Source organism: Pseudoduganella sp. UC29_71, assembly GCF_042693265.1.
Taxonomy (GTDB): Bacteria; Pseudomonadota; Gammaproteobacteria; order Burkholderiales; family Burkholderiaceae_D; genus Rugamonas.
Genome location: NZ_CP170549.1, coordinates 1,093,295 through 1,117,624 on the forward strand (window position 1 = coordinate 1,093,295; position 24,330 = coordinate 1,117,624).

Sequence of the window (24,330 nt, forward strand, 5' to 3'; positions counted from 1 at the left end):
TTTCCGGCGAAAACGCTAATTTTAGCCCCGTTTGATCGTGAATGGGGAGAAACCCTGACAAGTCGGCATCAGTTCGATCTGGTTCACGTTCATGTGCGGCGGCAGGGTGGCGATCCAGAAGGCGGTGTTGGCGATGTCCTGCGGCGACAGCGGCACCGTGCCTTCGTAGACCTTGGCGGCGGCCGCGTCGTCGCCCTTCAGGCGCACGTTGGAGAATTCGGTGCCGCCGCACAGGCCGGGCGCCAGGTTGGTGGCGCGCACGCCGGTGCCCACCAGGTCGGCGCGCAGGTTCAGCGTGAACTGTTCGACGAAGGCCTTGGTGGCGCCGTACACGTTGCCGCCCGGATACGGGTAGGCGCCGGCGGTGGAGCCGATGTTGATGATGGTGCCGCTGCCCGCGCGCCACCATGGCGGGCAGGATGGCGTGCGTCATCGTGACCAGGCCCTTGCAGTTGGTGTCGATCATGGTTTCCCAGTCGTCCAGCGAGGCTTCGTGGGCCGGCTTCACGCCCAGCGCCAGGCCGGCGTTGTTGACCAGCACGTCGATCTGGCGCCATTCGGCGGGCAGGGCGTCCAGCGTGGCGCGGATGGCGGCCTTGTCGGTGACGTCCAGTTGCAGCGGCAATACCTTGTCGCCCAGTTCGGCGGCCAGCGCTTCCAGGCGCTCGATGCGGCGCGCGGCGATGATGGCCTGGTGGCCGTTGGCGGTGAAGGCGCGGGCCATGGCGGCGCCGAAGCCGGCGCTGGCGCCGGTGATGAAGACGATCATAATGGTTCCTTGCAAGGTGATGGCATGGTGGAAGTTGTCGCAAGTGTAGCGTAATTGCCTGAGTTGATAGTACAATCTGGCTTCCATTACGTCTCACGTGACTGGCGAAAAGCCGGGTCTGCGCTTGCGCGATCTATCGGCGAAAGGTGGGCATCCACCGGGGAACGTGAGATTTCAAATCAACAGCCGTTCGCCTGGGCAGCCACCGATGGAAAGCACGAAGAGGCTGCTCCTCGCTTATTGGCGTTCCTCATTCGATCCACCTGCCAGATTTACTCTCTCACTTGGAGTTTTTTCATGTTTGCAAAAGATCACACCCTGTCCTCCGTCGATCCAGACCTGTTCGCCGCGATCCAGAAGGAAAACACCCGCCAGCACGACCACATCGAGCTGATCGCTTCGGAAAACTACACCTCGCCGGCCGTGATGGAAGCGCAAGGTTCCCAGCTGACCAACAAGTACGCCGAAGGCTATCCGGGCAAGCGCTACTACGGCGGCTGCGAATACGTGGACGTGGTGGAGCAACTGGCCATCGACCGCGTGAAGAAGCTGTTCGGCGCGGAAGCGGCCAACGTGCAGCCGAACTCGGGCTCGCAAGCCAACCAGGGCGTGTTCTTCGCCGTGCTGAAACCGGGCGACACCATCATGGGCATGTCGCTGGCAGAAGGCGGCCACCTGACCCACGGCATGGCGCTGAACATGTCGGGCAAGTGGTTCAACGTGGTGTCCTACGGCCTGACCGCCGAAGAGGACATCGACTACGACGCGATGGAAGCGCTGGCCAAGGAACACAAGCCCAAGCTGATCATCGCCGGCGCGTCCGCGTTCTCCAAGAAGATCGACTTCGAGCGCTTTGCCGCCGTGGCCAAGGCCGTCGGCGCCTACTTCATGGTGGACATGGCCCACTACGCCGGCCTGATCGCCGCCGGCCTGTATCCGAACCCAGTGCCGCACGCCGACTTCGTCACCTCGACCACGCACAAGTCGCTGCGCGGCCCGCGCGGCGGCATCATCCTGATGAAGGCCGAGCACGAGAAGATCATCAACTCGGCTATCTTCCCTGGCATCCAGGGCGGCCCGCTGATGCACGTCATCGCCGGCAAGGCCGTGGCCTTCCAGGAAGCGCTGCAGCCGGCGTTCAAGGAATACCAGCAGCAAGTGGTGAAGAACGCCGACGTGCTGGCCAAGACGCTGATCAAGCGCGGCCTGCGCATCGTGTCGGGCGGCACCGAGTCGCACGTGTTCCTGGTGGACCTGCGCGCCAAGAACCTGACCGGCAAGGAAGCCGAAGCCATCCTGGGCCAGGCGCACATCACTTGCAACAAGAACGGCATCCCGAACGACCCGCAAAAGCCGTTCGTGACGTCGGGCATTCGCCTGGGCTCGCCAGCCATGACCACCCGCGGTTTCAAGGAAGCAGAAGCCGAGCAAGTGGGCAACCTGATCGCTGACGTGCTGGACAACCCGCATGACGCGGCCACCATCGAGCGCGTGAAAGCGGCGGTGAAGGTGCTGGCTGACGCGCATCCGGTTTACGCGTAAACCTTGTCTTGGTAACATCAGGGGCGCCGTGGCCGTGTCGGTCCGGCGCTCTTTTAACATTCGAAAGCGCAGCGCCAGATGAAATGTCCGTTCTGTCAGCATGAAGAAATCCACGTCCTCGACACCCGCGTGTCGGAGGAGGGGGACGCAATCCGCCGCCGGCGCCGCTGCGGCAAGTGCGACAAGCGCTTTACGACCTATGAGCGGATCGAGCTGGTGATGCCGTTCGTGGTCAAGAAGAACGGCAGCCGCACGGAATACGCTGCGGCCAAATTGCGCGGCTCGCTGACGCTGGCCTTGCGCAAGCGCCCGGTCGCGGCGGCATCGGTGGACCTGGCGGTGCAGGCGATCGAAGAAAAGCTGCTCACCAGCGGCAAGCGCGAGGTTGACTCGCACTACATCGGCGAGCTGGTGATGCAGGAACTGAAGCGGCTGGACAAGGTGGCCTACATCCGCTTCGCGTCCGTCTACAAGAATTTCGAGGACCTGGCCGAGTTCCAGGACGCCATCGAAGAAGTCGGGCAAGCGCCCAAGACCTGATGCCGGCTCAGTGGCGAGGGAAAATCTCGTCCAGGCTGCCCGCGTCGATGACGGCTTTGGCCCACTCCTGCAACTGCGCCGGCCCGGCGCCGGCGAGCGCCACCGCGACGTCGCCTGGTAGCGGGCCGAAGCGCTGAGTCAGCTGTAGCGTGAGCAGGCTAGCCTGGCCTTGTTGCATACCTTGTTGCATGCCTTGCTGTATGCCCTGTTGTATGCCCTGTTGCATGCCTTGCTGTATGCCCTGTTGCATGCCTTGCTGCATGCCTTGCTGCATGCCTTGCTGCATGCCTTGCTGCATGCCCTGGCGCATGCCTTGCTGTATTCCTTCCTTCCGTCCGAGTTGCATCCCTTCCAAGCGCCCATCGTGCATGGCCTTTTCCTTGGCCTGAGCAAGCTCGCGCTGCATTTCGATTCTGGCTCCGCGCGGAATATAGTTTTCCATGGTTGGCCTCCCCTGGTGTTCAACGGTGTCCTGCCAGAACTGGTCTTCCAGTTCCTTCGGCAGGCGCATGATCCAGTCTATGACATGGAATAAGTTTACGATACGTTGCCGCTCCCAGTCTCGCTCCAGCAGCAATCGTGTCAGCTTCCACTTGGCAGCCAGGCGCAGCATTGGCTGGTGGTGGGTCTGCTGCGTGAGCAGATGCGCCGCTGTGAGCAGGGCAAAGGGGTTGTCGTCCGCCAGCAGCGCATCAATGTGGTCCGCGTGGTCTTGCAGCTTGGCGGTACGAAATGTGAGCAGCAATCCGCACCCGAAGACCTCATAGCTGAACGACGCGGGCCGCCACACCCGCTCCGGGTCAGCCAGCACCACCAGGCTGGCAACTTCGCGACGGTAGTGGTCATAGATCCGGTATTGATAGACAAAGATGCGTTCGGCCAGCTCGTGGTCGCGGCTGGCCTGCACCTCGATGTGCAACAGCACCCAGCGTTCCTGTCCGTCCAGCGTGTACACGCGAACCAGCTGGTCCGCCAGCCGCTTGCCGAGCGCGCCATCCCGCGCCAGTTGCTGAAGTTCGGTATCCAGAAATTCCGGCGCCTGGTTCCAGTCGATCGCCTCATGCACATCCGGAAAATAGAAGGCCATGAAATCTGAAAAATACAGCGCCAGCGCGCTCTTCCAGGGAGCGTCGTAGTTGTCGTTTGGCGGTGGCGGGAAGGGGGCTGGCATTGCATCAGTCTAGTCCGGAGAGCGGCAGGCTCTTCGATCTAGCGCAAGCTTGGGCCATTTCGGTCAGCCATATTTCATTCCCTTCTGCAATGACACCCGGCAATCGTCTGGCGAAAACCCAGGCAGAGGTAACTCTGCTTTGATCTGCATCAAGCCGATCTTTGCGCGCGCTGCTAACTTGCAGACAGGTTGTCCCCCAGTCGGCTTGAGCGGAGGTGGCGAATGGCGTCGCAACGGCGGGTGCATGGTTTCGCACTGATCGAAGTGCAGGTGGCCGTGGTGGTGCTGGCCATCGGCGTGCTGGGTGCCAGCGCCATGCAACTTGTGGCCATGCGGGTGCGCTACGAGTCGCAATTGCTGAGCAACGCCGCGCAAATGGCCTCCGCCCTGGCCGACCGCATGCGCGCCAATCCCGCTCAAATCGGCACGGCTTACCTTGCACTGGACTACGATGCCCACGCCGAACCGGTGCCGGCTGCGCCGGCCCGTCCATGCTGGGCGTCCGCCTGCGACAGCGCGGCCATGGCGGACGCCGATATCTACGACTTGAAACGGCAAGTGGCTGCGCAATTGCCGGGCGGCCGGGTTCGCGTCTGCCGCGACGCGGGCATGTGGGCCGGCGGCCGGCTACGCTGGTCGTGTGTGGGTGGGCCTGGCGCGCCGGTCGTCATCAAGATAGGCTGGCGCGGCAAGAATCCCGACGGCACGCCCGCCAGGGACACCGAAGGCGGCCATGCGCCCGGCGTGGCGCTGGCGATGGCGGGAATTGCGCCATGAGCCGCTGCGCCCGCCGCCGCAGGCCTGCGCTCCGCTGCCGGCACACTGTGCGAGGACTGGGACTGGTCGAAATGTTTGTTGCGCTGCTGGTGGGCATGCTGGTGACGCTGGCGGCGAGCGCGCTGGTGGTGAACGCCAGCGCCAATTATGTTCACCACGCCGAAAGCGCGCGCTTGAATGACAGCGGCCGCTATGCCCTGGCTATCATCACCCAGGCGGTGCGGCAGGCCGCGTTCGTGAATTGGGACGCCTCCGGCGTGCCGCCAGCCACGGTGCCCGAAACCAGCGCCAATATCGGCGGCCTGGACGCGGCCAGCGTCAGCCGCACCGCCAACGGCATAGACGAGCCGCTCGCCGGTGCGGTTAACGGCAGCGACGTGCTCGCCCTGCGCTATGCGGGCTCCGGCGCGCCGGATGCGGACGGCTCCGTGCTGAACTGCGCCGGCTTCGGCGTCGCCGCCGCCGGCAGCGAGGCGCAGCGCGGCTGGAGCATCTTCTATGTTGCCGTGGGCGGCGACGGAGAGCCCGAACTGCGCTGCAAGTACAAGAGCGCTCACGGCTGGGGCGCGGACGCCGTTGTACGCGGCGTCGATTCCTTCCAGGTCCTGTACGGCATCGACACGGACACGCCTGCCGACGGCATCCCCAACCGCTACCTGAATGCCGGCGCGGTCAACACGCTGGATGGGGACTTGGTGCTGGAGGGCGCGACCGCTGCCATGCGGGCGCAAGACCTGAACCGCAAAACGTGGTGGAAGCGCGTCGTCACCGTGGAGGTGGGCCTGCTGCTGCATGGCGAAGCCCACTCGCGCCCGGATGGGGAACCGGCCCAATACGATTTGCTTGGCGCGGCTTACGCGGCCAGCGCAGCCGGCAACGACCAGGGCGTGCGCATCAGCGAGCGCCTGTTGCCTGAGGGCCAGCGCAGGCGCGTGCGGCGCGTGTTCGAAACATCGATCGCGCTGCGCAATGCGGGAGGTGCGTGATGGCCGTCTTCAGGCAGGTGGGCAGTACCGTGCTTGGGGAGCAGGGCATTGCCTTGCTGGTGACGTTGCTGATGCTGATCGCGGTGCTGCTGTTGGGCGCGTCCGCCGCGCGCATGGCCATGCTGGGAGAGAAGGCTGCGCGCGCGGAGCGCGACCGCTACGTGGCCTTGCAGGCGGCCGAGGATGCGCTGGCCGACGCTGAAAAGGAGATCAATGGCAGCGCCGCCAGTGCGCCGGCGCGTACCGGGCTGCTCGCGGCAGGCAATGGCCTGGGATTTATCCCCGGCTGCGGTGTGGGCGCCGACAATCCCGCGCTCGGCCTGTGCGCATACGCGGGCGCCGATGCGCCGGCATGGGAGATGGTCGATATCGGCGACGATGGCGCGGCTTCGCCGTCGGTTCCGTTCGGCCGTTTCACTGGCGCTGCAATGGAAACCGGCCAGGGATTTCTGCCGTTCAAGCGGCCGCGCTACATCATCGAGCGCGTTCCATATCATCCGCCGGGCGCGGATGCGGGCAGCACGCACTACTTCTACCGTGTGACCGCCATCGGTTTCGGCGCGCGCGAATCCACCGAGGTTGTGCTGCAGGGGAGCTACCGCCAGGCCGATGGGGGAGGTGCACCGTGAAGGCGGCGTGTGCCCGAAGGTGGCGGGGCAGGCGCTGTGCCGCGCTGCTGATCGCTGCGGCAGCCTGCATTGCCGCCATTGCCGCCAATGCCGCGAGTGCCGCCAGTGCGGGGGGCGCCGAGCCGCCTCTGGTGGAGCTGGCGACCGAGCCGCTGGGCGCCGGCTGTGCGCCGCGTCCGGAATCCTTGCGCGCCGCAGCGGTGCTGGCGGCCACGCCGTCGGGTACGGCAGTGTTCCAAGGCAGCGCCCGGCCTGGCAGCTGGAGCGGGCAGTTCACGCGGTCCGCGCTGAGCGTGGACGACACCGGCGCGCCGCAGGTATCGGCTCCGCAATGGGAGGCCGCCGTCTTGCTGGACGCCTTGCCGGACGCCGCCGCGTCGCGCCGCGTTTACACGTCCAAGCTGGAGCAGGGCGTCAGGGTAACGATTCCGTTCGCGTGGGACGAGCTGTCCGTTGCTCAGCGCACCGCCCTGAACCGCGCGCCGCCGCCCGCGCGTCCCGTGTCCGACCGCAAAGGCGAGCAGCGCCTGGCCTGGCTGCGCGGTGACCGCGGCCAGGAGGACCGCTTGTTCCGCCGCCGCAGCAGCCTGCTCGGCGATGCCGTGAACAGCGTCCCGGTCTACGCCGGCCCGCCGTCGGCGGCAGGCGGCGACGGCGGCAGCAGCTACCGCGCCTACCGCGGCAGCAACCAGTCGCGCCGCCCGGCCGTCTACCTCGGGGCGAACGACGGCATGCTGCATGCTTTCGACGCGGAGAACGGCGCCGAGCTGTTCGCCTATGTGCCGGACGCTTTGTTCCCCGCGCTCAACCGGCTGCCCGAGCGATCCTATGTGCATGGCGCCTACGTCGATGGCCCGGCGGCCGTGGCGGACGCCCAGCTGGCCGGCACCTGGAAGACCGTGCTGGTGTCGGCCATGGGCGTTGGCGCGCAGGGCGTGTTCGCGCTGGACGTCACCAACCCGTCCGCCTTCCCGCTCGGCGGCGGCGCGCTGTGGGAATTCACGGACCGGGACGATGCGGCGATGGGCAACGTCACCTCCTTGCCGCAGATCGTGAAGGCACGCCTGCGCAGCGGTGCGGACGAGTACCGCTACTTCGCCTTGGTCGCCAGCGGCTTCAATAACCACGCCAGCGACGGTCACGCCGACGCGGGCAATACGAGCGCCTTGTTCCTGCTGGCGCTGGACAAACCGGCCGGCGAAGCGTGGCGCCTGAACCGCAACTACTACCGCTGGACGACGCCTCCCGGCGAGCCGGGCCGCGCCAACGCGCTGGGCGCGCCAGCGCTTGCGGTGGATGGCAGCGGCGCCTTGCGCTTCGCCTACGCGGGCGACTTGCAGGGCAATCTGTGGCGCTTCAATTTCACGGGCGGCGCGCCGTGGCGGGGCGCGGCCGAAGGACCCCTGTTCGTGGCGCGCGACGCGCGGCGCACGCGGCAAGCCATCACCGGCCAGCCTCGTGCCGTCATCGCGCCGGACGGTGGCTACCTCGTCCTGTTCGGCACCGGGCGGCTGCTGGGCGCGGAAGACCGTGAGCCAGCCGGCTACGCGCAGCAATCGTTCTATGCGGTGCTGGACGACAGGCCGGAAGCCGGCCCGGGTGCGCCGCTCGGCAGGCCGGATCTGGCTGAGCGCACGCTGGAGGTCGCTGCCGGCAGCGCCACGCTTGCGTTGCGCGGGCGCAGCTTCAGCTATGGCGCCGCAGGCAGGCAGGGCTGGTACGTGGATTTTGCTGGCACGGCCGGCGGGGAGCGCAGCACAAGCGGCGCCACGCTGGCGCTCGGGCAGGTGTTTTTTAACACGGTAATCACGGGCGCCGGGCCGTGCGCGCCGGTTTCCAGCCGCAGCTATGCGATGGATGCGTTCACTGGACTGGTGCCGGACAGTGCCGGCCTGCCCGCATCCGGCGAGGCCACGGGAACCTTGGCGGCCGACTATTTGCCCGGCCCTCCGGCGGTAGTGGTCACTGCAGGCGAGGTGGGCGGAGCCGGGGGAGCGGGAGGAGCGGGAGGAGCGGGGAACTCGGGCGGCGCCGGTGGCGCGGGCGGGCCGGCGGTGCGCCAGGCCAGCGGCCGGACCACGGTCGGCAAGCGCATCACTGCAGTCAGCCTCGGGTCCGGCGCGGCGGGGCCGCTGGCGGCCGTGCGCACCCGGGCGGTGGTGGTGGCTGGACGTATTGGCTGGCGCGAAGTGGCGAACTGGCGCGAGCTGCACCAGGCGGCGCGGGCGCGGGAGGCGCGGCCATGACCATGCGGCGCAGCCAGGGCTGGACCATGCTGGAGGTCTTGATCGTGCTGGTGATCGGCCTGGTGCTGGCTGCGTTCTGCTATCCCTCGTACAGCCAGTTCGTCATCCGCAGCAAGCGGGTGGAAGGGCAGGCCGCGCTGCTGCAGCTGATGCAGCAGCAGGAGCGCTACTTCAGCGCCAACAACCGATACATCGCCTTCTCGTCCGCCTCCAGCGATCCTGCCGAGCTCCGGTTCAAATGGTGGTCCGGCGAAAGCGCCGCCGGCAGCGCCTACGAGATCGAGGCGAAGGCCTGCGAGGATGAGAGCATCGAGGAGTGTGTGCAACTGGTCGCCACGCCCGGCACGGCCCGGGTCGACGCGCACTACAAGGACGATGAATGCGGAAAACTGATCCTGACCAGCACCGGCCTGCGCCTGGCAACAGGCCCGGGCGCGCGCTGCTGGCGCTGAGCCGCCGCCGCGCCGTGCCGGTCGCTGCACCGCGCGCGCCGCGCGGCCCCCGCCTTTGCGCCGCCGCCGCGCATACGCTGATCGAACTGCTGGTGGCCCTGGCGGTGGCGATCATCCTCGCCGGCGCCGCCGTTCCCAGCTTGCAAACCGTCTTGCAAAAGCAGCAAATGCGCGCCGCCCTGAATGACCTGCTGGGCGCCATCGACCTGACCCGCTCCCTGGCCATCGCGCGCGGCAGCGTCATGCTGATGGTGCCCGCCGACCCGGCCGGTACAAGCTGGGAGCAGGGCTGGACCATCTTCGCCGACCGCAACGCCAACCGCCGCCCCGATCCCGGTGAGGAGCGCATCGCCATGCAGCAGGCGCTCGCGGACGGCCTCCGGCTCGGCTCGCGCTTCACCTCCGGCACGGGCGCGCAATATCTTGCCTATAATGGCGCTGGACGCTCCTGCCAGGCTGGCAACAGCCAGGCGGCGCGCTGGGGCACGCTGACGCTGGAAGCCGGCGAGCACAAACGCCTCATCAAGATCAACATGCTGGGCCGGGTAAGGGTGTGCGATCCCGTCGCGCAGCCGGACACCTGCACCAGCGCAGACTGAACAAGCGAACCAGTGGACATCAACAACGACACCGAAGGCATGCAACTGGCCCTGGAATGGGCCGCCAAGGGGCTGTACACCACCTCGCCCAATCCGCGCATCGGCTGCGTCATCGTGCGCGAGGGCCGCGTGATCGGCGCGGGCGTCACCCAGCCCGCCGGGCAGGACCACGCCGAAATCCAGGCCATGAAGGACGCGCAGGCGCGCGGCAACGACGTGCGCGGCGCCACCGCCTACGTCACGCTGGAGCCGTGCAACCACCACGGCCGCACGCCGCCGTGCTCGGACGCGCTGGTGCGCGCGGGCCTGGGCCGTGTGGTGGCCGCGATGGAAGACCCCAACCCGCTGGTGGCCGGACAAGGCCTGGCCAAGCTGGCGGCGGCCGGCATCGAAGTCTCCAGCGGGCTGCTGGCGCACCAGGCCTATGAACTGAACATCGGCTTCTTCTCGCGCATGACGCGCGGCTTGCCGTGGGTGCGCATGAAAACCGCCGCCAGCCTGGATGGGATGATGGCGCTGCACAACGGCCAAAGCCAGTGGATCACCGGCCCCGAGGCGCGCGCCGACGGCCACGCCTGGCGCGCGCGCGCCTGCGCCATCCTCACTGGCATCGGCACCGTCAAGGCAGACGATCCGCAGCTTAACGTGCGCGCGGTGGACACGCCGCGCCAGCCGCGCCGCATCGTGGTGGACAGCCGCCTGGGCATCAGCCCGTCCGCGCGTGTGCTGGAAGGCGGCGGCACCTGGGTGGTGGCCGCCGTCAGCAACCCCGAAAAGGAAGCCGCGCTGCGCGCCGTGGGCGCCGAGATCATTACGCTGCCCAACCCGCACGGCAAGGTGGACTTGCCCGAGCTGATGCGCGAACTGGGCCGCCGCCAGATCAACGAGCTGCACGTGGAAGCGGGCGGCAAGCTGAATGGCTCGCTGATCCGCGAAGGCTGCGTGGACGAACTGCTGGTCTACCTGGCGCCCATGCTGCTGGGCGACGCCCAGGGCATGTTCGCCTTGCCCGCGCTGACCGAGCTGAGTGGCCGCAAGAGCCTGAAATTCCACGAGGTCCAGCAGACCGGCGCAGATTTGCGTATCCTTGCCAGATTCACTTCATAATGAGATAGCACCATGTTTACTGGAATTGTTGCCGCAGTCGGCAAAATCACTTCGGTCCAGCCTCTGGAAGGCGGCCATGACGCAGGCGTGCGCCTGGAAATCGATGCCGGCGGCCTGCCGCTGGCCGATGTCGCACTGGGCGACTCCATCGCCCTGAACGGCGCCTGCATGACCGTCATCGAAAAGACCGACACCACCTTCAAGGTGGACGTGTCGCGCGAAAGCCTGAACTGCACCGTGGGCCTGGACGGCACCTCGGAAGTCAACCTGGAAAAAGCGCTGACGCTGTCCGAGCGCCTGGGCGGGCATCTGGTATCCGGCCATGTGGACGGCCTGGGCGTGGTGCGCAAGTTCGAGCCGGTGGGCGAATCATGGGAGCTGGTGATCGAAGCGCCGCGCGAGCTGGCCAAATTCCTGGCCTTCAAGGGTTCGGTGGTGGTCAACGGCGTATCGCTGACCGTCAACCGCGTGCACGACATCGGCAGCGGCGACGCGCAGGTGTGCCAGTTCTCCATCAACCTGATTCCGCACACCATCTCGGTCACCACGCTCAAGCACCTGACGGTGGGCGGCAAGGTCAATCTGGAAATCGACCTGATTGCCCGCTACGTCGAACGCATGCTGAGCCATCAAAAAGCGTAACGGCTCCCTTTCGCGCGGGCGTCCTGCCCGCGCACGCTTGTCCCTTCCCCTGCAGCTGTCCCTTTCCATTCCGTAGTGTTGCCACGACAAGACCACCAATTCTCACGAGCACCTTTTTTCTTGACGAGTTGACAATTGGGGCGAAGACTGTGTTCTGCAGGCAACGGCCGAGGCCGGCGCCGCCCCACATGTTTCAGTCACTCACCGGAGAAGACAGCATGACGAACTGCATCGCCCGCAATATCGGCCTGTCCCTGGGCCTAAGTCTGGCGTTGGGCGGCCATGCCAGCGCCGGCGGCGCGCCGGAGGAGATCATCCGCAACCCGCCCGTGCTGGGCGCTGTCCCGGCCGTGACGGCAACGGCTGGCTTGCAGGCCGGGGCGGCAGCGCCGCGCAAGCTGAACCTGCTGCGCCAGCCGCTGGCGACCGAACTGGCGCCGGGCATAGCGCGCGAAGTGGAGCTGAATTTATCGATCCAGTATGTCAACGGCTGGATACGCAATCCCGCCATCGAAAAGCCGGGAGAAATCAAGTTCGACAAGGTCCGCCTGCGCAGCTATGTGCAGGGCGATGGCCGCCCCGCCAGATCGCTGGCCGCCGACGCCGGCTGGGGCAAGGAGGGGCAGACCGTGTTTGTCGCGCCGCAGATCGAGGCCTATCCGGGGCAAACCGTCCGGGTCACGCTGAACAACAATTTGCCGGACGACCCCAGTTGCATCGCGCAGGGCGGCAGCGCCAACGTCCCGCACTGCTTCAACGGCACCAATCTGCATACGCACGGACTGTGGATCAACCCGGCCGGCAATAGCGACAATGTGCTGATCTCGATCAATCCCGGGGTCGGCTTCCAGTACGAATACAATATTCCGCCCACCCATCCGGCCGGCACCTTCTGGTATCACTCGCACCGGCACGGCTCGACCGCACTGCAAGTGGGCAGCGGCATGGCCGGCGCCCTGGTCATCCGCGGCACGCGGCCGCCCACGCTGACCGAAAACGGCGATATCGATACGCTGCTCAAGCCCCACGGCGCCACGCAATTTCCCGAGCGGGTGCTGCTGTTCCAGCAGATCCAGTACGCGTGCCGGTTTGGCCCCGACGCCGGCGACATGAAGGGACAGATCAAGACCTATGGCAACGATCCCGCCACCAATCCGAACGACAAGCGCTACAAGTGCGATCCCGGCGATGTCGGCCAGATCGACGGCTACGACCAGTTCGGGCCGGGCGGCTGGGCGCAGTCCGGCCGCTACACCAGCATTAACGGCGTGGTGCTGGGCAAGCTCGCCAAGGCGAAGGCGGGCGTGGTCGAGCGCTGGCGCATGATACATGGCGGGGTGCGCGACACCATCTCTTTCAAGCTGCGCCGGCGCGCCGACAACGCGCCCGCCGCTGCGGGCCTGAAAGCCAGCGACACCGAGGACTATGTGCAGCGCTATTGCACCGGGCCGGAGCTGGACCTGTCGCTGATCGCGGCGGACGGCCTGACGCTGGCCAGGGCCATGCCGAGGAAGGCGGTGACCTTCCAGCCAGCCTATCGCTGGGACGCCCTGGTCGTATTCCCGCAGGCGGGCGACTACTGCGTCATCAACGACGTGCAGGTGGCGAGCACCATAGACCGCGCAGCGCCCTCGGCGCGCTTGCTGGGCCTGGTTGAAGTCGAGCCGGGCGCGGCGGTCGGTGGCAGCGCCAGCGCCTATGTGCAAAGCAAGCTGGTGGCGGCGGCGCAAGCCAATCTTCCCGGCCAGGTGGGCGCCAAGGTGGCTGGCGAACTCAAGGATGGGTTCAAGCTGAGCAGCTTTGTTCCGCACCGCACGATAGAGGAAACGGAAGTCACCGGCACGCAGTTGTTGACGTTTAATATCGACACCAGCAAACCCGGCGCGGCCACTTTCCAGGTGGACGGCCGGCCTTTCGACGGCGCCCGCATCGACCGCGTGCTGCAGTTGGGCGCGGTGGACGAATGGACGCTGAAGTCGGCTTTCGTTTCGCATCCCTTCCACATCCATGTGAACCCCTTCCAGATTGTCAGCATCAAGACGCCGGACGGTGTCGACATCAGCGGCGACAACGGCAAGGACCCCGATGGCGACCCGCAGTATGCCGGCATGAAGGGCGTCTGGAAGGACACCTTGTGGGTCAAGAACCTGTACGCATCGAACGACCCGGCCACGTCCAGGAAGGGGGAGTACACCATCGTGGTGCGGACGCGCTACGAGCGCTACATCGGCGATTTCGTGCTGCATTGTCATATCCTGGACCACGAAGACCAGGGCATGATGCAGAACATCCGCGTAGCGCTACCGGATGGCAAGGGCGGCGCGTCGCACGGCCATCATTGAGGCGCGCGCCTTACAGCAATGTCGCGTCCAGGGTAATGTTGGCGTTCAGCAGTTTCGACACCGGGCAGCCCGCCTTGGCCTTGGCAGTCAGTTCGTCGAAGGTGGCCTTGTCGGCGCCCGGGATCCTGGCCTGCAGGGTCAGGTGCACGGCGGTGATGGAGAAGCCGTCGGCCACCTTGTCGAGCGTCACTTCAGCCTTGGTTTCCATTTTCTCGGCGGTCAGCCCGGCTTCGCCCAGGATCAGCGACAGCGCCATCGTGAAGCAGCCCGCGTGCGCCGCGCCGATCAGTTCCTCCGGGTTGGTGCCCGGCTTGCCCTCGAAGCGGCTGGCGAAGCCGTAGGGGTAGTCTTTCATCGCGCCGCTCTGGGTGCTGATGGCGCCTTTGCCGTCCTTGATACCGCCCGACCAGACGGCCGATCCGTGAGTCTTCATGGTCACTCCTCAGTGATGTTGTACGGGAGTGACTATCCTATGCCGAACGCCGAATCCGCGCCGCTCGCTTATGGGAGAGGCGCGGGCGCCGCCGATAGTTGCTCCAGGTAAATCCAGGGGTAGATGCCCCGGTCATGGCGGTCGCTGAAAAACAGCTGCACCCCGTAGGCGCCCACCGGTTCGATGGCAAGCAGGCGGATGGCGTGGTCGGCTTGCAGGGGCGTGCCGGCGCGGCGCAGCGCGGTGCAGTCGGCGCAGCGGCAACTGGCGCGCAGGGCGGCGTGCGTGAGCGTGCGGCGGGCGCCGCCGGCCAGCACGATCTCCAGCGTGCCTTGCGCGGCGTGGTTGCTGATGGCCTGGATGCTCACGGGTGCGCGCCTTGCCGGATCTGCGCGATGGCCAGGCGGGCCGCCTTGCGCACCTCCGGGTCGGGATCGTGTTCGATGGCAGCCAGCGCGGGCAGGGCGGCAGCGTCGCCGATTTCGCCCAGCGCCAGCGCGGCTTCCTTGCGCAGATTGCCGATGGCGTGCGCCAGCGCGGCGGACAAGGCGGGCACCGCGCCGGCATGGCGCAGGCGTCCCAGGCTGCGCGCCGCGCGCAGGCGCACTTGCCAGTACGGGTCTTCCAGCGCGGCCGTCAGCGGTGCGGCGGCAGCCGGCAGGCGCAGCTTGCCCAAGGTGCCAGCCGCTTCCTCGCGCACCTGCCACGCGGGATCTGCCAGGCCGTCCAGCAAGGCCGCCAGCACGCCGCCAAGCGCGTCGACGCCTGCATAGCCCAGCGCGCCAATGGCGGCGCGGCGCACGTCGGCGGAAGCGTCGCCGGTGGCGGCGGCTGTCAGTGCGCCGACGGCGCCGGCATGCTTGAGGTAGCCCAGCACGGAGACCGCTTCGCGCCGCACCGTGGCGTCGCTGTCTTCCAGCGCGGCCAAGGCAGGCTGCAGGCTGGCGGGCACGCGCAGTGCGCGCAGGCCGCGCAGCACGGCGGCGCGCACCGAGGGCAGCGCATGCGCGGCGTGCGGCAGCAGCGCGGCGGCGGAGGATGGCTCCTTCAGCTCGGCCAGCGTTTGTGCCGCGGCGGCGCGCACTTCCTCGTCGCCGTCGGCCAGCGCGATGGCCAGCGCGGCCACGCCTTCCGGGCTTTCCCAGGTCTCCAGCGCCCGTGCCGCCTCCACGCGCACGTCGGCGGCGGGGTCGCGCAGCGCGGCGATGAACAGCGGCGTATGTTCTTCGCCGGCGATGTCGGCCAGGTCGAGCACGGCAATGCGGCGGATGCCGCTGTCTTCCGCCTGCAGGCGCTGCAGCAGGGCGGGATCGTCGTTCAGTAATGTCGTCATGCGGTTCTTCTCAGAAAGCTGTGATTGGGGGCGGCGGCCAGGCCGCCCAGGGGGCTGAGGCGTTCCAGCGGCAGCGCATGCACCGACGGGTGCAGCAGCGCCAGACAGTGGCGCTTGAGGCGCGTGAATTCCGGCGAAGTCACCAGCTCGGCGCCGCGCGGGCGCGCGAAGTCCAGCCGCAGCTCTTCGATGATGCGCCCCGGGCGCGGGCTCATCACCAGGATGCGGTCGGCCAGGAACAGCGCCTCGTCGATATCGTGCGTGATGAAGACGATGGTGGTCCTGATGCGCGCCCACACGTCGAGCAGCAGCTCCTGCATCATCAGCCGCGTTTGCGCGTCCAGCGCGCCGAAGGGCTCGTCCATCAGCATCACGCGCGGATGGTTGATCAGCACGCGCGCGATCTCCACGCGCTGGCGCATGCCGCCGGACAGCTGCGAAGGGTAGTGATGCTCGAAGCCGGACAGTCCCACCAGGTCGATCAGCTCCTGCGCGCGCGCATGGCGTTCGGCGCGCGGCACGCCTTTCATCTTCAGGCCGAAGGCCACGTTCTGCAGTACCTTCTTCCACGGGAACAGCGTGTGCTGCTGGAACACCAGGCCGCGCTCGGGGTGCGGGCCATCGACGGCCTCGCCGTCCACGCTGATGCTGCCCCGGCTGGGCCGCAGATGGCCGGCCAGGGCGCCCAGCAGCGTGGATTTGCCGCAGCCGGAAGGGCCAAGGAGGCAGACAAATTCGCCGGGCGCCACGTCCAGCGTGATGTCCTGCACGGTCTCGAAGGCTTGCGCGCCGTGGCCGAACTGGATGTGCAGCTGCTCCATGCGGATGCGGCCGTAGTCGTTGCTCATGATTTTTCCCTTTCCTGTCGCTGCCAGGGCATGCACGCATGGCCGGCGCGCTTGATCAGCGCGCTGCTGCCCATGCCGAACAAGCCGATGACCAGCATGCCGACCACGATGTCGGCGTAATTCTGGATGGTGTACGAGGCCCAGGTGTAATAGCCGATGCCGAACTGGCCCGAAATCATCTCGGCAGTGACAAGGCAAAACCACGCCGTGCCCATGCCGATCGCCAGGCCGGTGACGATGCTGGGCGCGGCGCCCGGCAAAATCACTTCCGCGAACACGGACAGCTTGCCGCTGCCCAGGCTGCGCGCCGAAGCCACCAGCCGCGCGTCCACATGCTCCACGCCGTGTATGGTGTTGAGCAGGATGGGAAACAGCGCGCCGGTGAAGGTGATGAAGATCATCGACAGCTCGGACGACGGGAACATCAGGATGGCGAGCGGTATCCAGGCCACGGCGGGGATGGGGCGCAGCATCTCGAGCGGCGGCAGCAGCACGTCCTCGGCCCAGCGCGAGCGGCCGATCAGCAAGCCGAGCGCGATACCGGCCAGCGCGGCCGCCGCGAAGCCGCTGAACACGCGCGCCAGGCTGGCGCCCAGGTGCTTCAGCAGCAGCGGCGACTGCAGCAGGTCCCATCCCGCGCGCAGCACCTCCGCCGGCGCCGGTACGTTCTGGAACGTCACCAGCCCAAGGTTGAGGTGGCGCGTGGAGGCCCATTGCCAGGCCAGCAGGCAGGCCAGCAGCGAAGCCAGGCGCAGCGCCAGCTGGAGCGGTGCGGGCGGCGCCCATGCGGTAGCGACAGTCATGGTGGTCCTCAGATCGCGCTCTTGGCGGCGTTGTAGTCCAATACCTTGCCGCCATTCTGTTTTGCCCACGCTTCAGCCGCGTCCTTCAGCAGGAAACTGCTGATTTCCTTCTTTGCGCTGACGTACCACGCGTCCTCGGCCAGCAGTTTCAGGCCGCTGTTGCGGTCATGGGCATACATCACGCGCACCTTCTTGCCGGCCTTCTCCAGCTTTGCCAGCTCGCTGAACGCCGTCTCGGTGGAGGCGTAGCTGCGCACCAGCGGCTCGCCCTGCACCCACAGCTGGGCCACGCGCTTGAAGTCCGTGATGGCCTTGCCGCTGGCGGCGTCCTTCGCGGCGAGCGGCTGGCGGGCGTAGTTCTTCAGGCGCGCCTCATAGTCGATGCCGGCCTGCTTGAAGGCGGTGCGCAGATACTGGTCGTTGATAAAGCTGTTCACGTTCAGGTCCGCGTCGGTGCGCTTCATCAGGCGCAGCGTGTCGATGGACGTCTGCACCGCCTGGCGGTACTCCGGCTTCCAGGTGAAGTCCCGCGTCTGCAAGCCGAGCGGGCCGTGGAACAGGTAGTTCACCTCGGCCTCGATGCCGGTCACCTTCGCAATCAGCTCGCTGTACTTCTCCGGCTCGGCCGCGATCAGCCGCTCCGCTTCGATGGCGGCGCGCAGGTAAGCCACCACGATCTCCGGGTACTTCTTCGCAAACTCCGTGTCCACCAGGCTGCCGTGCAGCGTCGGCGCGCCGGCCTGCGATCCGTCGTAGATCTTGCGCGCATAGCCGCGGTGCGGGAACAGTTCGGCGAAGGGCACGAAGTCCGCGTGCGCTTCGATCTTGTTGGCCTGCAGCGCCGAGCCGGCCACTTCCGGCGCCTGCGTCACGATGGTCACGTCGCGCTCCGGGTCCCAGCCCTGAGCCTTCACGGCGCGCAGCAGCATGCCGTGCGCGGTGGACGCGAACGGCACCGAGATGGTCTTGCCCTTCAGTTCAGCCAGCGACTGCACGCCGGATGCCTTCGGCACCACGATGCCATTGCCGCTGCCCTGCGTGCTGCCGGACAGCACGGTGATGAACTGGCTCTGCTTGCCCGCCTTCTGGAAGGCCGCGCCGTTGAAGGAGCCGGGGAAGTCGGCCATCGAGCCCAGATCCAGTTTGCCCGCCACCATTTCATTGGTCAGCGGCGCGCCCGAGGTAAAGTTCTTCCACTGGATGTCGTACTGCGCGTCCTTGTACTTGCCGTCGCGCGGCAGGAACTTTTCCAGCAGCTTCAGTTCGCGGATCAGCAGGCCGCCGGTAGCGCAGTTGATGGTGGTGTCTTGCGTGCCGATGGCTACGCGGATGGTTTCGGCATTGGCCGCGCCGCCAACGAGCGCCGTCAACAGCAGCGCGATCAGTTTTTGATGCATGGTGTTCTCCTAACGTAGCAGGTAAGGGATATCGACAGTGACGGCGCCGGTGGGGCAGTCTTTTTCGCATGGCATGCAGTACCAGCACTCGTCGAACTTCATGTAGGCTTTGCCTTTCACGATGTCGATGGCCAGCACGTCGAGCGGGCACACGTCCACGCACACGGTGCAGCCCTTGTGGGCGATGCATAGCTCGTCGTCTACGCGCACGGGGACGCTGGATGGGGTAAAGGCGATGGTCATAAGGCTCCTCAGGCGGCAATCGGTTCGGCGGCGGGCGCGGTATCGGCGACGCCGGCCGCGTCGGCGTGCGTGCCGCTGCGCACGCGCAGGCGCTGGTAGGCGGACCTCTCCTGCTCGTCCAGCGGCACGATATAGGGCGCGATGGGGCGCTTGAAGCACGTCATCTCGCCGTTCACTTTCTTCACCTGCACGTGCACGTACCAGTCCTGGTCGTTGCGCTCCGGGTAGTCCACGCGGTTGTGGTACAGGCCCCAGCGGCTCTCGGTGCGGTACAGCGAAGCGCGCGCCGCCAGCTCTGCGCAATCGCGGATGAAATGCACTTCCATGGCGCGCATCAGCTCATGCGGGCCGGCGGCGGTGATGCGGTCCAGGTCCGCACGGATGGCCTCGAAGCGCTGCAGGCCCAGCTCCATCTTGCGCGTCACCTTGGGCGGCTGCAGGTAGTCGTTCACCATGCGGCGCAGCTTGTACTCCACCTGCGACGGCGGCAGGCCGTCCTTGCGGTGCAGCGGCGCCCACACGCGCTCGCGTTCCGCCGCCACCTGCGCCTCATCCACACCGGCCAGTTCGTGTTCGGCGCAGTAGCGCGCCGCGCTCTCGCCGGCCAGCTTGCCGTACACGAAGGCGCCCAGCATGTAGTTGTGCGGCACGCAGGCCAGGTCGCCGGCCGCGTACAGGCCCGCCACCGTGGTCTCGGCATGTTCGTTGACCCACACACCGGAGGCGGAATGCCCGCTGCACAAGCCGATTTCGGAGATATGCATCTCGACCATCTGCTGGCGGTAGTCGGTGCCGCGCCCTTCATGGAAGCGGCCCCGGCTCGGGCGCTCGTTGGTGTGCAGGATCTCCTCGATGGTGCTGATGGTTTCCTCGGCCAGGTGGTCCAGCTTCAGGAACACCGGCCCGTTCCCGCCTTGCAGCTCGTTGTAGAACTCCTGCATCATCTGGCCGCTCCAGTAGTCGCACTCGATGAAGCGCTCGCCCTTGGCGTTGGTGGTGTAGCCGCCGAACGGGCCGGTCACGTAGGCGCAGGCCGGGCCGTTGTAATCCTTGATCAAGGGGTTGATCTGGAAGCACTCGATGCCGCTCAGCTCAGCGCCCGCGTGGTAGGCCATGCTGTAGCCGTCGCCGGCGTTGGTCGGGTTCTCGTAGGTGCCGAACAGGTAGCCGGAGGCAGGCAGGCCGAGGCGGCCGGCCGCGCCGGTGGACAGCACCACGGTCTTGGCGCGGATCACGTGGAAGTCGCCGCTGCGGCAGTCGAAGGCCATGGCGCCGGCGATGCTGCCGTCGTCCGCCGTCAGCAGGCGCGTCGCCACCAGGCGGTTGGTGATCTCCACGCGGGTGCGCTTCAGGCGCCGGTACAGCACCTTCTTGATGTCGTGGCCCTCGGGCATCGGCAGCACGTAAGTGCCCATGTGGTGCACCTTGCGCATGGCGTAGTCGCCGTTTTCGTCCTTCTCGAACTTCACGCCCCAGCGGTCCAGCTCCTCGATCATCGGATAGCTGTTCTGCGCGTAGGCCATCACGGTGGCCTGGTTGACGATGCCGTCGTTGGCCGTGGTGATCTCCTTCACGTACTGCTCGGGCGTGGCGAAGCCGGGCACCACGGCGTTGTTCAAGCCGTCCATGCCCATCGAAATGGCGCCGCTGCGCTTGACGTTGGCCTTCTCCAGCAGCAGCACGCGCAGCGCGGGATTGGCTTCCTTGGCCTTGACAGCGGCCATCGGTCCGGCAGTGCCGCCACCGATCACCAGTACGTCGACTGTTTGAATATGGGTTTCCATGTGTGCTCCCTGATAGTGTTTAGGTGCGGCGGGCGATTTGCATGCGGTACTGGAATGCGTCGCCGCGGAAGTACAGGTACTCGAAGTCCAGGGGAGCGCCGGCCGCCGTGTGCGTCAGGCGCTCCATGCGCAGCACGGCGCTGCCTTCGGCCACGCGCAGCGCGTGCGCCAGCGCGGCGTCGGCCAGCGTGGCTTCGATCTGCAGGTCGGCGCGGCCGAGGGCGATGCCGTAGTCGTTCTCCAGGATCAGGAAAATGTCGCGCCCGGCCAGGTCTTCCCGGCGCAGGCGCTCGCCGATGTCCTCCGGCAGATAGGTCACTTCCAGCGACAGCGGCTCGCGGTTCAGGTGCCGGATGCGCTTGATCTCGCACACCGGCTGGTCCTTGGGCAGGCCGAGTTTTTGGGCGGCCTTGGCGGGCGCGGGCAGCGTCTTGTGGCTGATGACCTGGTTGTAGATTTCATAGCCCATGCGCGACATGGCTTCGGCGAAGCCCTCCAGCTGCGTCAGTTCCTGGAAGGCCTTGGGCTTGGAGACGAAGGTGCCTTTGCCGGGCACCTTGAAGATCATGCCTTCCTTCTGCAGGTCGCCCAGCGCCTGGCGCACGGTGATGCGGCTGACGCCGAAGATGCTGCCCAACTCGCTCTCGGCGGGCAGCTGCGCGTGGGCAGGGTAGCTGCCGTCAAGGATGCGCTCGCGCAGGCGTTCGCGGATCTGGGTGTGGAGCGGAACGGGCGATAGGGTGATCGGGTGGAAGCTGTTGCTCGGCATGGCGGCTGACCTGTTATGACAGGTTATGAGTACCTGGAATAACCGAGTCTAGCCACGCGCTTCGCGTTGTGGAACGAATAAGATTGCGTTAGTTTATGCGGGGGCGGGGAGTAAGCTTATGCGGTGGGCGAGCTTGGCGGGTTACGGCGCTGCGCGCCTAACCCGCCGAATCACAGTGATTATTTGCCGTAGCGCGCCGGCGGCACGCCGCCCACGTCCAGCTGGACGGCAAACAGCGAACCGGCCAGCGGTTCGGCGGCGCGTTGCGCGTCGCTCATGCCTTCCCAGGCGGTGGTGATATACAGCGTCTTCAGGTCAGGCCCGCCGAACACGACGGAGGCAGGCTGCGACACCGGCATGGCGATGGTGGCCAGCAGTTCGCCGTCCGCGCTGTAGCGGCACACGCGGCTGCCGCCCCATTGCGCAATCCACACGCAGCCTTCGGTATCGACCGTCATGCCGTCCGGCGAACCTTCGCCGTCGCCGAACTGGCGCCACAGGCGGGCCGGACCCAGGCTGCCGTCGGCCGCCACGTCGTAGGCGTAGGTGCGGTTCAGCAGGCTGTCGCTGTGGTACATCACGCTGCCGTCCAGGCTGAAGGCCGGACCGTTGCAGATGTGGACGCCGTCCTGCGCCACCGTCAGCTCGCCGTTCACGGCGAGGCGGAACAGCTGGCCGTCCGGCCTGTGCACGTCGGCCGCGTTCATGCTGCCGAACCACAGGCGGCCTTGCGGATCGGCCTTGGCGTCGTTCAGGCGCACGCCGGCCTTGCCTTCGGTGGGACGCTCCACGTACTCGAAGCGCAGCGCCGGCTCCAGCCACAGGCGCACCACGCCGTCGCGCAAGCCCGCCATGAAGCCGTCGCCGTCCTGGCGCGGCACGATCCAGCAGATGAAGGTGGGCAGCTTCCAGCTGTGCTGGCTGCCGTCGGCGTCCAGCGCGTGCAGCGTGCAGCCCTTCAGATTGACGAAATACAGGCGCTGCTGTTCGGGCAGCCACAGCGGGCCTTCGCCCAGTTCGGCGCCCAGCTGCCAGATCAGGCGGGGCGCGAGGTCGGTGTTGTGTGCGGTCACGGTCGCTATTTGGTGAGTGGTGGACGCAATACCTTACCTGAAAAGCGGGGTCCTGTGTTGCGCTACCACCGGTATCAATTCAAGGCTGACAAAGGGAATCGAGGCGGAGTTCCAGATTAGTTTCTCCAAATCCTTTAAAATAGAGGGTTAAAGAAACCTGAACCGAAGGATTTGAAATGTCTATTTCCAGCACCGAAGAAATCGTCGCCGAGTTGCGCGCTGGCCGCATGGTGATCCTGGTCGACGAAGAAGACCGGGAAAACGAGGGCGACCTGGTGCTCGCGGCGGACTTCGTCACGCCGGAAGCGATCAATTTCATGATCAAATATGCGCGCGGCCTGGTCTGCCTGACCCTGACCGAAGAGCGCTGCAAGCAGCTGGACCTGTCCATGATGACGGCCCGCAACGGCACCTCCTTCGGCACCAACTTCACGGTGTCGATCGAAGCGGCCGAAGGCGTGACCACCGGCATCTCGGCAGCCGACCGCGCCAAGACCATCCAGGTGGCCGTGGCCAAGAACGCCGTGCCGATGGATATCGTGCAGCCTGGCCACATTTTCCCGCTCAAGGCCCAGAAGGGCGGCGTGCTGATGCGCGCCGGCCATACCGAAGCCGGCTGCGACCTGACCGCGATGGCCGGCCTGACCCCGGCGTCCGTGATCTGCGAAATCGTCAAGGACGACGGCACCATGGCGCGCCTGCCGGACCTGCTGGAGTTCGCCAAGGAACACGGCCTGAAGATCGGCACCATCGCCGACCTGATCCACTACCGCAGCCAGAACGAATGCATCGTGCAGCGCGTGGCCGAGCGTCCGCTGAAGACCGTCCACGGCGACTTCCGCATGATCGCCTTCCGCGACACGCCGACCGGCTCGGCCCACCTGGCGCTGGTGCATGGCGACATGGCCGCCGGCAGGGAGTCGCTGGTGCGCGTGCACCAGCCGGTGTCCATCCTGGACTTGCTGGAGTCGGAAGCGACCACCCACTCGTGGAACATCTCGTCCTCGATGCAGGCGGTGAAAGCGGCCGAGCAGGGCGTGATCGTGCTGCTGAACTGCGAAGAGACGGCCGAACAGCTGTTCAGCCAGTTCGACGCGCTGGGCAAGGACGCCAAGCCGCAAGGCCGCGCCGCCAGCATGGGCCTGCGCGACTACGGTATCGGCGCGCAGATCCTGCGCGCGGTTGGCGTGCGCCAGATGAAGCTGCTGGCCAGCCCGCGTAAAATGCCTTCCATGGCAGGTTTCGACCTCGAAGTCACGGGCTACGTTGCCAAGCCGGCCGCGTAATCCCGTTCACCCCACATTTATATACATACAGAAAAGAGGCATGCCATGACCGTAGGAAGCTACGAAACCAATCTGTCCGGCGACGGCTTGCGCGTCGGTATCGTTCAAGCGCGTTTCAACGAAGACGTCTGCCACGGGCTGCTGTCGGCCTGCCTGGCCGAGCTGAAGCACCTGGGCGTTGCCGATGAGGACGTGCTGCACGTGACCGTGCCGGGCGCGCTGGAGATTCCCTTCGTGCTGCAAAAGCTGGCCGAATCGCAGCAGTTCGACGCGCTGATCGCGCTGGGCGCCATCATCCGCGGCGAAACCTACCACTTCGAGCTGGTGTCGAACGAATCGGGCGCGGGCATCACCCGCATCGGCCTGGACTTCGGCATCCCGATCGCCAACGCCGTGCTGACCACCGAAAACGACGAACAAGCCGAAGTGCGCATGGCCGTCAAAGGTGCGGACGCCGCCCGCGTGGCCGTGGAAATGGCCAATCTGTCGATCGCGCTGGAAGAACTCCAGCAAGACGGCGGCTACGACGAAGAAGAATAATCAGTACTTAATAAGAACA

General features: G+C 66.5%; 24 protein-coding genes, 1 pseudogene and 1 riboswitch. Of the genes and pseudogenes, 13 read left to right on the forward strand and 12 right to left on the reverse strand.

Going from position 1 to position 24,330, the window contains the following annotated elements:
- Nucleotides 1–21 precede the first annotated feature (21 nt).
- Nucleotides 22–769: pseudogene (locus ACFJI2_RS04845) on the reverse strand (SDR family NAD(P)-dependent oxidoreductase).
- An 87-nt stretch (nt 770–856) separates the two neighbouring features.
- A riboswitch (ZMP/ZTP riboswitch) is annotated at nt 857–976 on the forward strand.
- Between the two features lie 90 nt (nt 977–1,066).
- Between ACFJI2_RS04845 and glyA the strand changes: the two are divergent.
- Entirely contained in the window at nt 1,067–2,311 is a 1,245-nt protein-coding gene (gene glyA, locus ACFJI2_RS04850) for a serine hydroxymethyltransferase (RefSeq protein ID WP_107874736.1), read from the forward strand.
- Nucleotides 2,312–2,389: 78 nt separating this feature from the next.
- Nucleotides 2,390–2,851, forward strand: coding sequence for a transcriptional regulator NrdR (nrdR, locus tag ACFJI2_RS04855; RefSeq protein ID WP_377703987.1), 462 nt, complete (start codon nt 2,390–2,392; stop codon nt 2,849–2,851).
- Between the two features lie 7 nt (nt 2,852–2,858).
- Here the strand turns inward: nrdR and ACFJI2_RS04860 are convergent, their stop codons facing one another.
- Nucleotides 2,859–4,022 carry a DUF4351 domain-containing protein gene (locus ACFJI2_RS04860; RefSeq protein ID WP_377703988.1) on the reverse strand — a complete coding sequence of 388 codons (1,164 nt, stop codon included), beginning with the start codon at nt 4,020–4,022 and terminating at the stop codon, nt 2,859–2,861.
- Between the two features lie 222 nt (nt 4,023–4,244).
- Between ACFJI2_RS04860 and pilV the strand changes: the two genes are divergently transcribed.
- The 9 genes from pilV (at nt 4,245) to ACFJI2_RS04905 (ending at nt 13,802) form a co-directional block, all read left to right on the forward strand.
- On the forward strand, nt 4,245–4,799 hold the full coding sequence (pilV, locus tag ACFJI2_RS04865; RefSeq protein ID WP_377703989.1) for a type IV pilus modification protein PilV: 555 nt from the start codon (nt 4,245–4,247) through the stop codon (nt 4,797–4,799).
- A 71-nt stretch (nt 4,800–4,870) separates the two neighbouring features.
- Nucleotides 4,871–5,785, forward strand: a complete 915-nt coding sequence (locus tag ACFJI2_RS04870; protein WP_377703990.1) for a PilW family protein — start codon at nt 4,871–4,873, stop codon at nt 5,783–5,785.
- The gene (locus ACFJI2_RS04875) at nt 5,785–6,414 is read left to right on the forward strand and encodes a PilX N-terminal domain-containing pilus assembly protein (RefSeq protein WP_377703991.1); all 630 of its coding nucleotides are present in this window, start codon (nt 5,785–5,787) and stop codon (nt 6,412–6,414) included. The genes ACFJI2_RS04870 and ACFJI2_RS04875 overlap by 1 nt, the downstream gene beginning before the upstream one ends.
- A gap of 131 nt (nt 6,415–6,545) precedes the next feature.
- The gene (locus tag ACFJI2_RS04880; RefSeq protein ID WP_377703992.1) at nt 6,546–8,660 is read left to right on the forward strand and encodes a pilus assembly protein; all 2,115 of its coding nucleotides are present in this window, start codon (nt 6,546–6,548) and stop codon (nt 8,658–8,660) included.
- Nucleotides 8,657–9,112: a type IV pilin protein gene (locus ACFJI2_RS04885; RefSeq protein ID WP_377703993.1), complete on the forward strand. Its 456-nt coding sequence runs from the start codon at nt 8,657–8,659 to the stop codon at nt 9,110–9,112. Before ACFJI2_RS04880 ends, ACFJI2_RS04885 begins: the two co-directional genes overlap by 4 nt.
- Nucleotides 9,040–9,711, forward strand: a complete 672-nt coding sequence (locus tag ACFJI2_RS04890; protein WP_377703994.1) for a GspH/FimT family pseudopilin — start codon at nt 9,040–9,042, stop codon at nt 9,709–9,711. Before ACFJI2_RS04885 ends, ACFJI2_RS04890 begins: the two co-directional genes overlap by 73 nt.
- 12 nt (nt 9,712–9,723) lie before the next feature.
- Nucleotides 9,724–10,818 carry a bifunctional diaminohydroxyphosphoribosylaminopyrimidine deaminase/5-amino-6-(5-phosphoribosylamino)uracil reductase RibD gene (gene ribD / locus ACFJI2_RS04895; protein WP_377703996.1) on the forward strand — a complete coding sequence of 365 codons (1,095 nt, stop codon included), beginning with the start codon at nt 9,724–9,726 and terminating at the stop codon, nt 10,816–10,818.
- A gap of 12 nt (nt 10,819–10,830) precedes the next feature.
- Nucleotides 10,831–11,460: a riboflavin synthase gene (locus tag ACFJI2_RS04900; RefSeq protein WP_107981082.1), complete on the forward strand. Its 630-nt coding sequence runs from the start codon at nt 10,831–10,833 to the stop codon at nt 11,458–11,460.
- A gap of 218 nt (nt 11,461–11,678) precedes the next feature.
- The gene (locus ACFJI2_RS04905) at nt 11,679–13,802 is read left to right on the forward strand and encodes a multicopper oxidase family protein (protein WP_377703997.1); all 2,124 of its coding nucleotides are present in this window, start codon (nt 11,679–11,681) and stop codon (nt 13,800–13,802) included.
- A gap of 10 nt (nt 13,803–13,812) precedes the next feature.
- Here ACFJI2_RS04905 and ACFJI2_RS04910 read toward each other — a convergent pair whose 3' ends face one another.
- The 10 genes from ACFJI2_RS04910 to ACFJI2_RS04955 form a co-directional block, all read right to left on the reverse strand.
- A complete protein-coding gene (locus ACFJI2_RS04910; protein WP_377703998.1) occupies nt 13,813–14,235 on the reverse strand; it encodes an OsmC family protein in 423 nt (140 codons plus the stop codon).
- Between the two features lie 68 nt (nt 14,236–14,303).
- Nucleotides 14,304–14,603 carry a DUF971 domain-containing protein gene (locus ACFJI2_RS04915; RefSeq protein ID WP_377703999.1) on the reverse strand — a complete coding sequence of 100 codons (300 nt, stop codon included), beginning with the start codon at nt 14,601–14,603 and terminating at the stop codon, nt 14,304–14,306.
- Nucleotides 14,600–15,568, reverse strand: coding sequence for a HEAT repeat domain-containing protein (locus ACFJI2_RS04920; RefSeq protein WP_377704000.1), 969 nt, complete (start codon nt 15,566–15,568; stop codon nt 14,600–14,602). The genes ACFJI2_RS04915 and ACFJI2_RS04920 overlap by 4 nt, the downstream gene beginning before the upstream one ends.
- Nucleotides 15,565–16,416 carry an ABC transporter ATP-binding protein gene (locus tag ACFJI2_RS04925; protein ID WP_377704001.1) on the reverse strand — a complete coding sequence of 284 codons (852 nt, stop codon included), beginning with the start codon at nt 16,414–16,416 and terminating at the stop codon, nt 15,565–15,567. The genes ACFJI2_RS04920 and ACFJI2_RS04925 overlap by 4 nt, the downstream gene beginning before the upstream one ends.
- Nucleotides 16,413–17,219 carry an ABC transporter permease gene (locus ACFJI2_RS04930; protein ID WP_377704002.1) on the reverse strand — a complete coding sequence of 269 codons (807 nt, stop codon included), beginning with the start codon at nt 17,217–17,219 and terminating at the stop codon, nt 16,413–16,415. Before ACFJI2_RS04930 ends, ACFJI2_RS04925 begins: the two co-directional genes overlap by 4 nt.
- Nucleotides 17,220–17,227: 8 nt before the next feature.
- Nucleotides 17,228–18,616, reverse strand: a complete 1,389-nt coding sequence (locus ACFJI2_RS04935; protein ID WP_377704003.1) for an ABC transporter substrate-binding protein — start codon at nt 18,614–18,616, stop codon at nt 17,228–17,230.
- Between the two features lie 9 nt (nt 18,617–18,625).
- Nucleotides 18,626–18,859, reverse strand: a complete 234-nt coding sequence (locus ACFJI2_RS04940) for a ferredoxin family protein (protein WP_056397410.1) — start codon at nt 18,857–18,859, stop codon at nt 18,626–18,628.
- Between the two features lie 8 nt (nt 18,860–18,867).
- A complete protein-coding gene (locus tag ACFJI2_RS04945; protein WP_377704004.1) occupies nt 18,868–20,643 on the reverse strand; it encodes a fumarate reductase/succinate dehydrogenase flavoprotein subunit in 1,776 nt (591 codons plus the stop codon).
- Nucleotides 20,644–20,662: 19 nt separating this feature from the next.
- On the reverse strand, nt 20,663–21,412 hold the full coding sequence (locus ACFJI2_RS04950; protein ID WP_377704005.1) for a GntR family transcriptional regulator: 750 nt from the start codon (nt 21,410–21,412) through the stop codon (nt 20,663–20,665).
- Between the two features lie 179 nt (nt 21,413–21,591).
- Nucleotides 21,592–22,485: an SMP-30/gluconolactonase/LRE family protein gene (locus ACFJI2_RS04955; protein ID WP_107981092.1), complete on the reverse strand. Its 894-nt coding sequence runs from the start codon at nt 22,483–22,485 to the stop codon at nt 21,592–21,594.
- Nucleotides 22,486–22,661: 176 nt separating this feature from the next.
- On the opposite strand from ACFJI2_RS04955, the gene ribBA reads away from it, so the two are divergent.
- Nucleotides 22,662–23,771, forward strand: coding sequence for a bifunctional 3,4-dihydroxy-2-butanone-4-phosphate synthase/GTP cyclohydrolase II (gene ribBA / locus ACFJI2_RS04960; protein WP_377704006.1), 1,110 nt, complete (start codon nt 22,662–22,664; stop codon nt 23,769–23,771).
- A 45-nt stretch (nt 23,772–23,816) separates the two neighbouring features.
- Nucleotides 23,817–24,311 (forward strand): 6,7-dimethyl-8-ribityllumazine synthase, encoded by a 495-nt coding sequence (gene ribH / locus ACFJI2_RS04965; RefSeq protein ID WP_107874795.1) that lies wholly within the window; start codon nt 23,817–23,819, stop codon nt 24,309–24,311.
- Nucleotides 24,312–24,330 lie beyond the last annotated feature (19 nt).

Coding starts and splice junctions, on each gene's coding strand:
- ACFJI2_RS04900 (WP_107981082.1), top strand. CDS start 10,831: ATGTTTACTGGAATTGTTGCCGCAGTCGGCAAAATCACTTCGGTCCAG.
- ACFJI2_RS04875 (WP_377703991.1), top strand. CDS start 5,785: ATGGCCGTCTTCAGGCAGGTGGGCAGTACCGTGCTTGGGGAGCAGGGC.
- ACFJI2_RS04940 (WP_056397410.1), bottom strand. CDS start 18,859: ATGACCATCGCCTTTACCCCATCCAGCGTCCCCGTGCGCGTAGACGAC.
- ACFJI2_RS04925 (WP_377704001.1), bottom strand. CDS start 16,416: ATGAGCAACGACTACGGCCGCATCCGCATGGAGCAGCTGCACATCCAG.
- ACFJI2_RS04920 (WP_377704000.1), bottom strand. CDS start 15,568: ATGACGACATTACTGAACGACGATCCCGCCCTGCTGCAGCGCCTGCAG.
- ACFJI2_RS04910 (WP_377703998.1), bottom strand. CDS start 14,235: ATGAAGACTCACGGATCGGCCGTCTGGTCGGGCGGTATCAAGGACGGC.
- ACFJI2_RS04905 (WP_377703997.1), top strand. CDS start 11,679: ATGACGAACTGCATCGCCCGCAATATCGGCCTGTCCCTGGGCCTAAGT.
- ACFJI2_RS04930 (WP_377704002.1), bottom strand. CDS start 17,219: ATGACTGTCGCTACCGCATGGGCGCCGCCCGCACCGCTCCAGCTGGCG.
- ribH (WP_107874795.1), top strand. CDS start 23,817: ATGACCGTAGGAAGCTACGAAACCAATCTGTCCGGCGACGGCTTGCGC.
- ACFJI2_RS04950 (WP_377704005.1), bottom strand. CDS start 21,412: ATGCCGAGCAACAGCTTCCACCCGATCACCCTATCGCCCGTTCCGCTC.
- ACFJI2_RS04870 (WP_377703990.1), top strand. CDS start 4,871: ATGTTTGTTGCGCTGCTGGTGGGCATGCTGGTGACGCTGGCGGCGAGC.
- ACFJI2_RS04890 (WP_377703994.1), top strand. CDS start 9,040: ATGCGGAAAACTGATCCTGACCAGCACCGGCCTGCGCCTGGCAACAGG.
- ACFJI2_RS04935 (WP_377704003.1), bottom strand. CDS start 18,616: ATGCATCAAAAACTGATCGCGCTGCTGTTGACGGCGCTCGTTGGCGGC.
- nrdR (WP_377703987.1), top strand. CDS start 2,390: ATGAAATGTCCGTTCTGTCAGCATGAAGAAATCCACGTCCTCGACACC.
- ACFJI2_RS04885 (WP_377703993.1), top strand. CDS start 8,657: ATGACCATGCGGCGCAGCCAGGGCTGGACCATGCTGGAGGTCTTGATC.
- pilV (WP_377703989.1), top strand. CDS start 4,245: ATGGCGTCGCAACGGCGGGTGCATGGTTTCGCACTGATCGAAGTGCAG.
- ACFJI2_RS04945 (WP_377704004.1), bottom strand. CDS start 20,643: ATGGAAACCCATATTCAAACAGTCGACGTACTGGTGATCGGTGGCGGC.
- ribBA (WP_377704006.1), top strand. CDS start 22,662: ATGTCTATTTCCAGCACCGAAGAAATCGTCGCCGAGTTGCGCGCTGGC.
- ACFJI2_RS04860 (WP_377703988.1), bottom strand. CDS start 4,022: ATGCCAGCCCCCTTCCCGCCACCGCCAAACGACAACTACGACGCTCCC.
- glyA (WP_107874736.1), top strand. CDS start 1,067: ATGTTTGCAAAAGATCACACCCTGTCCTCCGTCGATCCAGACCTGTTC.